General features: G+C 54.9%; 8 protein-coding genes. 4 read left to right on the top strand and 4 right to left on the bottom strand.

All coding sequences use genetic code 11. From position 1 onward, the window contains the following. Positions 1-35 precede the first annotated feature (35 nt). Positions 36-935 (bottom strand): HlyD family secretion protein, encoded by a 900-nt coding sequence (locus tag ADJ24_RS04255; protein WP_023310514.1) that lies wholly within the window; start codon positions 933-935, stop codon positions 36-38. A 49-nt stretch (positions 936-984) separates the two neighbouring features. Continuing rightward, on the bottom strand, positions 985-2,391 hold the full coding sequence (locus ADJ24_RS04250; protein ID WP_023310515.1) for an efflux transporter outer membrane subunit: 1,407 nt from the start codon (positions 2,389-2,391) through the stop codon (positions 985-987). A 269-nt stretch (positions 2,392-2,660) separates the two neighbouring features. Here ADJ24_RS04250 and ADJ24_RS04245 point away from each other — a divergent pair, with 269 nt between their 5' ends. Both ADJ24_RS04245 and ADJ24_RS04240 read left to right on the top strand, forming a co-directional pair. Further along, a complete protein-coding gene (locus tag ADJ24_RS04245) occupies positions 2,661-3,305 on the top strand; it encodes a TetR/AcrR family transcriptional regulator (RefSeq protein ID WP_001547746.1) in 645 nt (214 codons plus the stop codon). A 123-nt stretch (positions 3,306-3,428) separates the two neighbouring features. Next, positions 3,429-3,833 (top strand): helix-turn-helix domain-containing protein, encoded by a 405-nt coding sequence (locus ADJ24_RS04240; RefSeq protein WP_000334957.1) that lies wholly within the window; start codon positions 3,429-3,431, stop codon positions 3,831-3,833. 12 nt (positions 3,834-3,845) lie between these two features. Here ADJ24_RS04240 and ADJ24_RS04235 read toward each other — a convergent pair whose 3' ends face one another. Further along, positions 3,846-5,630, bottom strand: a complete 1,785-nt coding sequence (locus tag ADJ24_RS04235; RefSeq protein WP_023310516.1) for a diguanylate cyclase — start codon at positions 5,628-5,630, stop codon at positions 3,846-3,848. Between the two features lie 119 nt (positions 5,631-5,749). Beyond that, a complete protein-coding gene (locus tag ADJ24_RS04230; RefSeq protein WP_023310517.1) occupies positions 5,750-6,859 on the bottom strand; it encodes an AI-2E family transporter in 1,110 nt (369 codons plus the stop codon). A gap of 363 nt (positions 6,860-7,222) precedes the next feature. On the opposite strand from ADJ24_RS04230, the gene mmuP reads away from it, so the two are divergent. Continuing rightward, positions 7,223-8,623, top strand: coding sequence for an S-methylmethionine permease (gene mmuP, locus ADJ24_RS04225; protein ID WP_001194698.1), 1,401 nt, complete (start codon positions 7,223-7,225; stop codon positions 8,621-8,623). Next, positions 8,610-9,542 (top strand): homocysteine S-methyltransferase, encoded by a 933-nt coding sequence (gene mmuM / locus ADJ24_RS04220; RefSeq protein WP_023310518.1) that lies wholly within the window; start codon positions 8,610-8,612, stop codon positions 9,540-9,542. The genes mmuP and mmuM overlap by 14 nt, the downstream gene beginning before the upstream one ends. Positions 9,543-9,733 lie beyond the last annotated feature (191 nt).

The raw sequence follows: 9,733 nt of genomic DNA, 5'->3' as shown, positions 1-9,733 counted from the left end.
CGTGATCTGATCCTTCAACTCAGCAAAAGTTCGATTTATTCAACAAAGCCATGCTGGAGTTGAACTTCCTTGAAGTTGGCATTGACGTGAATTTGCTGCACCGGCACCACGGACAGTAACGGTGTGGAAGGCTGGACGCGTTGTCCAAGCTCGACCTGGCGACGAGCAACCACGCCATCGACTGGCGAACGGATCACGGTTCTTTCCAGATCCAGTCTGGCCTGATCGCGCTTCGCTCTGGCGAGAGCAACTTCCGGGTTGGTTTCGGTATTTGCATCCTCAATCATCACGGCATTCGCCTGTCTTGCGCCCACAGCCGCCTGTCTTGCTGCATCTGCTTGCGCCACGGCGGCTTTAGCGGCATTCAGGTTTGCCAGTGCGGAAGCGTAAACGTTTTGAATACGCGTCAGCTCGTCGCCTGAAATCGCGCCCGTCTGCATTAACGCTTCGCGTCGCTTGAGGTCAACCGTCGCGCGCTGGAAGTCAGCGTTTGCGGCATCAACCTGGGCCAGCAGGCGTTTTTGCTCTTTTTCATTCGCCACAACTTCAGCGCCGAGTTTTGTGTCGGTGGCCTTATATCCATTTACCCGCCGAATGGCCAGGTTCAGGTTTGCTTCCGCCTGATTAAGCGCTAACTCTGCGTCAGTAGGATCCAGCTGGATTAGAACATCGCCTTTTTTTACCACCTGAGAATCCGTCACCAGAATGGCATTTACCGTACCGGTGATCGCAGAAGAGAGCTGAGCGGACTCGACATCGGTATAGGCGTTATCGGTTTCAACATATCGGGAACCCACTAATTCCCAGTATGCGAACGAGCCTGCGCCAGCCAGCGCGATGCTTAATGCGAGATAAGAGAATAAACGTTTTCTTTTTTTCTTTTTGATATCGGATGATTCAATGTTTTGATTTTCAATAGCTGCAGAATGACTCATTTTATTTCCTTTCTTTCCACTATTTAGTAATTAACCTGGTGTTAAAAAATCACTGTTTGCTCGAGGTATATCCGCCGCCTAATGCGCGCGCTAATGCGACGTCAATCGTAAAGGCGCGAGAATTTACATCGGCTAATTTTCGGCGGGCCGCGACCAGCTCATCTTCCGAGGACAACACGTCCAGATAATCAGCGACCTTTCCTTCATACCTTTGTTTGGTGAGGGAATACGCCTTTTCTGCCGACGTGACTGCGCCCTGAGAATAAAGCATCTCGTCTTTAAGAGAGGCTCTGCTGGTGAGCGCATCGCTCACTTCCCGAAGTGCATTCGTTAACGTGTCGTTATAAACCTGCACCGCAATGTCATATTCACCGCTGGCGTATTTCAAATCACCCCGGAGCTTCTGCGTATTAAATATTGGCAACGATATGGCCGGGCCAATGTTGCCAATTGCTGAGCCACTCCGGGTAAGGTTGTTAATACCCAATGACTGGAACCCGGCAAAGCCAACCAGATTAACGCTTGGGTAAAAACCGGCTTTTTTCTGTTTGATTTGCTCTGCTGCCGCCTCGGCGCGTAAACGTGCCGCGACAATATCAGGACGGCGACCAATCAGATCCAAGGCAATATTCGGAGGTAGTTCCTCATGCGCTAAAAGCGTTGCCTTAGGCGCGGTGATTGCCAGCGATCTATCAGGCCCATCGCCGATCAGTGCAGCGAGCTCATGTTTTTTGATCGCAATAGCTTCATCTATTGCCACCAGGTTTGCTTTTGCGTTGAGTTGACGCGTCTCGACCTGTTGAAGGCTGGATAAATCTTCAAGCCCCGCGTCATGTCGTTGCTGGAATAACGCGAGCGTACTGGTTCGTATAGTGAGGGTGTCGTTAAGCGTTTCGCGAACGGTGTATAAATGCGCCAGCTCCGCGTAAACGGTAACAATAGAAGAAGAGAGTACCAGCCTTGTTTGTGCTTCTTCCGCTACTGCCGCCATTTCGCCAGACGTCGCAGCCGCGAGCGCGGCGCGGTTTTTACCCCAAAAATCAATTTCCCAGCTCATATCAAGCGTGGTGCGCCCATAGCTGTTCCAGTTTTGAGGCGTTGCGCTTTCAGGCGTCACATAGTTGTAACTCATTTTGTCCCGCATAAAGCTGGCGTTTGCGGTGACCTCAGGGAAAAGCGATCCGCTCGCGCTTTGCGTCATCGCCTGCGCCTGCTTCACGCGCGCTTCGGCGATATTAAGCGTGGGGGAATTTTTAAGCGCGTCATCAATCAGCCCGTTGAGCTGCTCGTCATCGTATTTCTTCCACCAGTAATCTTTCGGCCACTGGCCGTTCTGGTGCGGGAAACTTTGATCGCTTTTAAGTTGTGTGACCGTCTTCATAGGCGGTGGGGGGCCAAAATCGGGGATCATGGCGCATCCGCTCATACTGATGGCGGAAATGACAACACAGCTCATCACTATCCTGGACCGGGTTAAACCGGAAATGCGACACCTCGGAAGTGTCTCCTGAAAACCTTTCATCAGTACGCTCATCATGCTGTTCATAGAGTAGTCCAAATACAGTACCGTACAGTACGGTACGCTTTATATCTTGACTTCTGAGCGCCGTCAAATGAAAATGTACTCGTCAGTACGATTACGAACCCTACTATCTGACGTGATTCCGAAATCTGAGAACAAAAAGTGTTGGCCCCGGCCAGACACCTAAACTAACGAGGAAACATATGGATAAAAGAGCGCTTAAACGGCAACAGATCCTGGAGGTCGCATCCGGACTGTTTCGACAAAAGGGATTTGATGCCACGTCTATCTCAGAAATTAACGCGATTGTTGGTGGCTCAAAATCGACAATTTACAGTCACTTTTCTTCGAAAGAAGAGCTATTTGTAGAATGCATGTCTTCAGAAACTGAACAGTATATAAAAAGCATGACTATTGAAACTGCGGGGCAGGTGCGCCTTTTCAGAAAATCACCACAGCTGGTCATCGAGCAATTTGCCGTTGCCTTTTTACGCTATATTTGCTCTCCGGATATTGTGGATTTGCAAAGATTAATGATTTCCGAGGCCGGAAGATCGGGTATCGGAGAATTATATTATGCGCGAATGCAAAAACTGCGTTCAAATGTTTCGGCGCTTTTTACCGATTTAATGAATCAAAATATTTTAAGAAAAGATGATCCTGTGTTGGCGGCTGAGTATTTTCGTTCTCTTCTCCAGGCCGACATACTGGAACCCTTGCTTTTAAAAGCAAGAAAGGATCAGCCTGACGAAAGTGAAATCGTCATGAAAGCGCAGGCCTCCGTTAATGCGTTTATGAAACTGTATGGTCCTGAAAAAATTGAGGATGTAGCAAAGACATCTTTCTAAAATACAGTAAGCGTTCTTTCACCCTATTATTAGGGTGATTTTTCTTTTAGGAATATTTATTTTCAATTGTCATTGGATGACTTTGCCAACGGCCTTCTTGTAAATAAAATTTCGTGGATACTTATGTGTATAAAGTTTACTCTCTTAAAAGATCGTGAAGCTGTAATTAAGTCTCTTACTCACTGGATTGACTCGAATTTATACCGGCCCATTACCGTTTTAGATGTGGCGCGGAAATCCGGTTATTCATTGGCTTACATTCAGCGTAACTTTCGCCAGGAGTGTGGCATAAGTATAGGTCTCTATATCCGAAGCCGGAAACTCGAAAAAGCCGCGCATATGCTCAGACATACGCAGCTCTCTGTTTCAGATATATTCACGATGTTAGGGTACGAGGAGCCGTCAACGTTCAGCAGAGCGTTCTCGAATCAATATGGGCTCTCCCCAACCAAATACCGCGAGCTGGCTAAAAAAAGTCACTACATGAATGGATTGTCGATGTTGATTACTGAGGTAACGCGCGAATAAAGCGATAATCCGCTAACCCGCCTCCAGCATCCCAAAGCTCACAATCCGCGCGCGGCCCAGCTCTTTCGCCCGGTACAAGGCCACATCCGCGGCGCGCAGCAGGTTGTCAGTCTGGGCATGTTGCGGGTAGCTGGCAATGCCAATCGACACGTCCACCGGCCCAATCTCGGTCAGCCCGTAGCGAATCGACAGCTCATGTACGCCGGTGTAAATCGTCTGCGCGCAGGCGTGCGCCTCTGGTTCATCGGCACCGGGAAGCAGCACCAGAAACTCCTCGCCCCCGTAGCGGAATGCGAGTCCGTTGTCATGGGCAGCCCGCTGGACAATTGACGCCACGCTTTTAATCACCTGATCGCCCGCTTCATGGCCGAATCGGTCGTTGATGCTCTTGAAGTGATCGATGTCGATCATCATGCAGCTTAACGGCTCGCCGGTGCGCAACGCCTGTGCCGTTTGGGTTTGCAGGGTATCTTCCAGATGATGACGATTACGCAGGCCGGTGAGCGGGTCGAACAAGGCTTTTTCCAGCAACGCGTCGCGCAGACGCTGGTTGGCCAGCGCCAGACCGAGCGCTTCGGCCATCAGTTCCAGATAGGCGCGGGAAGGGGCGTTATCCGCCGTAATATTCTGGAAGGAGAGCAGGCCAATGGCCTCGCCCTGGGCGATAAGCGGCACGCACAGCGAACTATCCGCCTGAGGGGCCGGAAGATGATAGCAGGCGATATCCGGCTCACCGTTTACCGGCGGGTGGCTCTGCCCGCGACGCACGGCCCAGCACTCGTCAGGGTGGAAGCTCGTCTCTTCACCAACCGGTGAAAGCCATTGCGCGACGCAGCGCATCTGCCACGGCTCCCGGTCAAGGACGTAAAGTCGGCCCGCGATCCCCGGTGCGATATTAGGCGCAAACAGCTCCGCCACGTTAATCACATCGTTAAAGTTCTCACACCCCTGCAGCCGCTGGGTCATGCGCGCCAGCAGCTCGCGGATGGCCCAGTCGGCATCGCGTTCTCTTTCCAGACGCTGTCGCGCCAGGCCGTTTTCGCGGAAGATACGGATGGCCTGGGCCATATCGCCAATCTCATCAATCTGGTTGAAATTGGGCGTTTCAACCGCGTAATCCTGGGATGCCAGACGGTGCACCACGTCGCTCAGGCGCACCACGGGACGCAGCACGCGGCGCTTTAATATAAAGCCGAGAACAAACAGGAACAGCAGGGCGGTCAGGCCGACCATCAGCTCAGACGCGGTACGCAGCGCTTTCGATTTTTTTGTCGCATCCTGAACGGAGGCGATGACGCGTTTGTCGAGTATCTGGCGGAAGTGATCGAGCTGGCTCTGCGCGCGCTCCAGCTCCTGCTCATAGGGCGCACCGTAGAGCAGCGCAACGGCCTGCGCGTCTTCTCCCTGCGTCGCGCTCGTTAGTGCCGTTTGCTGCTCGTCCTGTAGCTCATCGACGATCTTTATCCCTTCATGCAGCAGGGCCAGTTCTTCATCCGATGCGCCGTTATCCTGCAACTTTTCCAGCCGAAGCTCGATGCTCTTCAGGCTGTTTTCCGCCTGGTTATATTCCTTGAGAACCTGAGGATTTTTTTTAATGACGTACAGCCGCGCTAAATCAGACTGGGCCCAGATATCGGTTTCGATATCTTCCGTGAGCTGATCAAATTTCTGCCGTTGTTCAACGGCCTGACGCTCGAGGGTATCAGCACTGGACGCCATCAGCATGATAATGCCGGAGGCGATGGTCAGGCAGACCGTGGCACCGTAGGCCCAGTTTGTTATCGTCGCGATTCGCACCTGATGATCCTTTTACGACATGAGTAGGATGGCGTTCTTCAAATTATAGAAAACGTCTGATTTAAGGCGAAAAAAAAGGCGGCACATCGCCGCCTGGTGTGGTCTATATCGTCACATCCTCACAATTCTGGAGGATTTTTTCCTTCTTCGATGAAGTCGGGGTCCAGCTCTTCGGCGTTACCTTCGTGATCGCGCCCTGAGAAGAGGTTCCAGCAGGCGATAAACAGCGCGGCAATGAGCGGCCCAATCACAAAGCCGTTAATGCCGTACAGCTCCATGCCGCCGAGGGTGGAGATCAGTATCAGGTAGTCCGGCATTTTGGTGTCTTTCCCGACCAGCAGCGGGCGCAGGATATTGTCCACCAGCCCGACGATAATCACGAAGAAGCCGACAATAAACAGCCCTTGCCACAGCTGGTGGGTGGCGAACAGGAAGATGGCGGCGGGCACCCAGACTATCGCCGAGCCGATGGCGGGAACCAGCGAGAGGAAGGCCATCAGCGCGCCCCAGAGCACGCTGCCGTCAATACCGGCAATCGCAAACGCAATCCCGCCGAGGATGCCCTGAACCACCGCCACCGCCGCCGTACCTTTTACCGTGGCACGCGACACGCCGACGAATTTGGCGAACAGATGTTGCTTGGCGAAATCAGACAGCGGCAGGGAGTCGAGGATCTGGCGCACCAGATACGGGCCGTCTTTCAGCAGGAAGAACAGCAGATAAAGCATGATGCCGAAGCTTATCGCAAAGCCAAACGTGCCCTTGCCAATCAGAAACGCGCTGCCGGCGAGATACTGCCCGCCCTGCAGGGCGACATCAGAGAGTTTTTTCTGGATCTGCGCGGCGTTGGTCAGGTTGTGATCCGCCAGGAAGCCGCTGGCCCAGTCAGGCAGATGGTTGAAGATGCTTGCCACCACTTCCGGGAACTGGGTGTTGTTCTCCTGAAGCTTCGTATAAACCACGTTCAGCTCAATGGCGAGCGAGGAGAGGATCACCATCAGCGGGATAAAGACGATCAGGCAGATAATACCGATGGTCAACAGCGAGGCAAGCCCGTTGCGATCCCCCAGCACGGTGCGCAGCCTGTTTTTTACCGGGTTGAAGATGACGGTCAGAATGGCGGCCCAGAGTATCGCGGAGAAGTAGGGCGACAGCACGTCGAAGAAGGCCCAGGTCACAAGGGCAAGAATAAAGATAAAGAAACCTTTGGTCAGTCCGTTAAAGCGCATCAGTCAGTCCTGGTTACTAAGAAACTGTGTCGACTATAGAACTGATTGTGAGAATTACCAACCTTGCGCCGGGTAGCGGCTGCGCCTTAACCGTCCTGCGGGCAGTGTTGCGGTATGAATCCGCTCTTCGCGGATACCACTTTCGACTGACCGAAGATCGCCTTTTCCCGCACCATGCTGTAAGTATCTGCTTGCGGAGGTGCTTATGGCCTGGCGTCCGATTCTTTATGTGATCCTCACGACCCACCCCAGACTCAGCGCGAGGCGTGCCCGTTTGCGTCTGGTCATCTAGCTTTTTATTAACAATCGCGGTATAACACACCTTCTTTGGATGTTTAGATGTCCATACGTATAGAAGGTAATATGCAAACACAACAAGAAAATGGGCAGCTTAAGCGCACCATGAAAACACGCCACCTGATTATGCTCTCGCTGGGTGGCGTGATTGGGACTGGGTTATTCTTCAATACCGGATACATCATTTCAACCACCGGGGCGGCGGGCACGCTGCTGGCGTACCTGATAGGCGCGCTGGTGGTCTGGCTGGTGATGCAGTGTCTGGGCGAGCTTTCCGTGGCGATGCCGGAAACCGGCGCGTTCCACGTCTATGCCGCCCGCTATCTTGGCCCGGCGACGGGCTACACCGTGGCGTGGCTCTACTGGCTCACCTGGACGGTGGCGCTCGGCTCGAGCTTCACGGCCGCGGGCTTCTGCATGCAGTACTGGTTCCCCCAGGTGCCGGTCTGGGCCTGGTGCGTGGTCTTCTGCGTGGTGATTTTTGGCCTGAACGTCATCTCTACGCGCTTCTTTGCGGAAGGCGAGTTCTGGTTCTCTCTGGTCAAAGTCATCACCATTATCGCCTTTATTATTCTTGGCGGCGCGGCGGTCTTTGGCTTTATCCCTATGCAGGACGGTTCACCCGCGCCGGGCTTAAGCAACATCACCGCCGAAGGCTGGTTCCCGCACGGCGGCCTGCCGATCCTGATGACCATGGTGGCGGTGAACTTTGCCTTCTCCGGGACGGAGCTCATCGGCATCGCGGCGGGGGAAACGGAAAATCCGCACAAGGTGATTCCGGTTGCGATCCGCACCACCATTGCGCGCCTGATTATCTTCTTTATCGGCACCGTGTTTGTGCTGGCCGCGCTGATCCCGATGCAGCAGGCGGGCGTGGAAAAGAGCCCGTTCGTGCTGGTGTTTGAAAAGGTCGGTATTCCTTACGCGGCGGATATTTTTAACTTTGTGATCCTGACGGCGATCCTCTCGGCGGCGAACTCGGGCCTGTACGCTTCCGGGCGCATGCTGTGGTCGCTGTCGAATGAGAAAACGCTGCCGCGCTGCTTTGCCCGCGTGAACAAAAACGGCGTGCCGCTGACGGCGCTCTCGGTCTCTATGCTCGGCGGCGTGCTGGCGCTGTTCTCAAGCGTCGTGGCCCCGGACACGGTGTTTGTCGCGCTCTCGGCGATTTCTGGCTTTGCTGTGGTGGCGGTGTGGATCAGCATCTGCGCGTCGCACTTCGTTTTCCGCCGCCGTCATCTGCAGTCCGGTCAGCCGCTCTCTGCGCTGCAGTATCGTGCGCCGTGGTATCCGCTGGTGCCGGTGCTTGGTTTTATCCTCTGCGTGGTGGCCTGTGTCGGCCTGTGGTTTGACCCGAGCCAGCGCATTGCCCTTTATTGCGGGCTTCCGTTTGTCGCCCTGTGTTATGGTGCGTACTACCTGACCCGAAATATGACATCGCAGGAGCCTGAACATGTCGCAGAATAACCCGCTTACCGCCATCCTTGAAAAACAGCCGTTTGTGGTGCTGGATGGCGCGATGGCGACGGAGCTGGAAGCGCGCGGCTGTAACCTGGCAGACAGCCTCTGGTCAGCCAAAGTGCTGGTGGAAAACCCGGAACTCATCCGCGAAGTGCATCTCGATTACTACCGCGCGGGCGCGCAGGTGGCGATCACCGCCAGCTATCAGGCCACGCCTGCGGGATTTGCGGCGCGCGGCCTGGACGAAGCGCAGTCCCGCGCGCTGATCGGCAAAAGCGTGGAGCTGGCGCGTAAGGCGCGCGAAGCGTATCTGGCTGAAAACCCGCACGCGGGCACGCTGCTGGTGGCGGGCTCCGTTGGGCCGTACGGCGCCTATCTGGCGGATGGCTCAGAGTATCGCGGCGACTACGTGCGCAGCGCCGGGGAGTTTACTGCCTTCCACCGCCCGCGCGTGGAAGCGCTGCTGGATGCGGGCGCTGACCTGCTGGCCTGCGAAACGCTTCCCTCGTTTACCGAGATTAAGGCGCTGGCGGCGCTTCTGGCCGAGCACCCCCGCGCCCGGGCGTGGTTCTCCTTTACCCTGCGGGACAGCGAACACCTGAGCGACGGTACGCCTCTGCGTGAGGTGGTCAGCGCGCTGGCAAACTCTCCGCAGATTGTCGCGCTGGGCATTAACTGCATCGCACTGGAAAACACTACGGCGGCGCTAAAGCATCTGCAAAGCCTGACGTCGCTGCCGCTGGTGGTCTATCCGAACTCGGGCGAGCATTATGATGCGGTCACCAAAACCTGGCTCCACCACGGCGGAGCGTGCGAGACGCTGGCGGGGTATCTGCCGCAGTGGCTGGAGGCTGGGGCCAAATTAATCGGTGGATGCTGTCGCACCACGCCGAAAGATATTGCTGAGCTGAACGCGCAGCGCTGAGTGCTTTGCCGGGTGGCGGCTACGCCTTACCCGGCCTATATCTAAGGTTTCGTGCGCCTGATGCCCTCACCCTGACCCTCTCCCACGGGGCTGAGGGACCCCCACATAATAATACCTCCACGGACGGCTCCCTCTCCCTCAAGGGAGAGGGCTGGGGTGAGGGGGAACATACGGCTGTGGTGGTCATTCCG

Origin of the sequence: Enterobacter sp. 940_PEND (assembly GCF_001059415.1) — a bacterium.
Lineage (GTDB): Bacteria > Pseudomonadota > Gammaproteobacteria > Enterobacterales > Enterobacteriaceae > Enterobacter > Enterobacter cloacae_M.
Note: the sequence above shows the minus strand (reverse complement) of the source record. Positions and strands in the feature narration are given on the sequence as shown.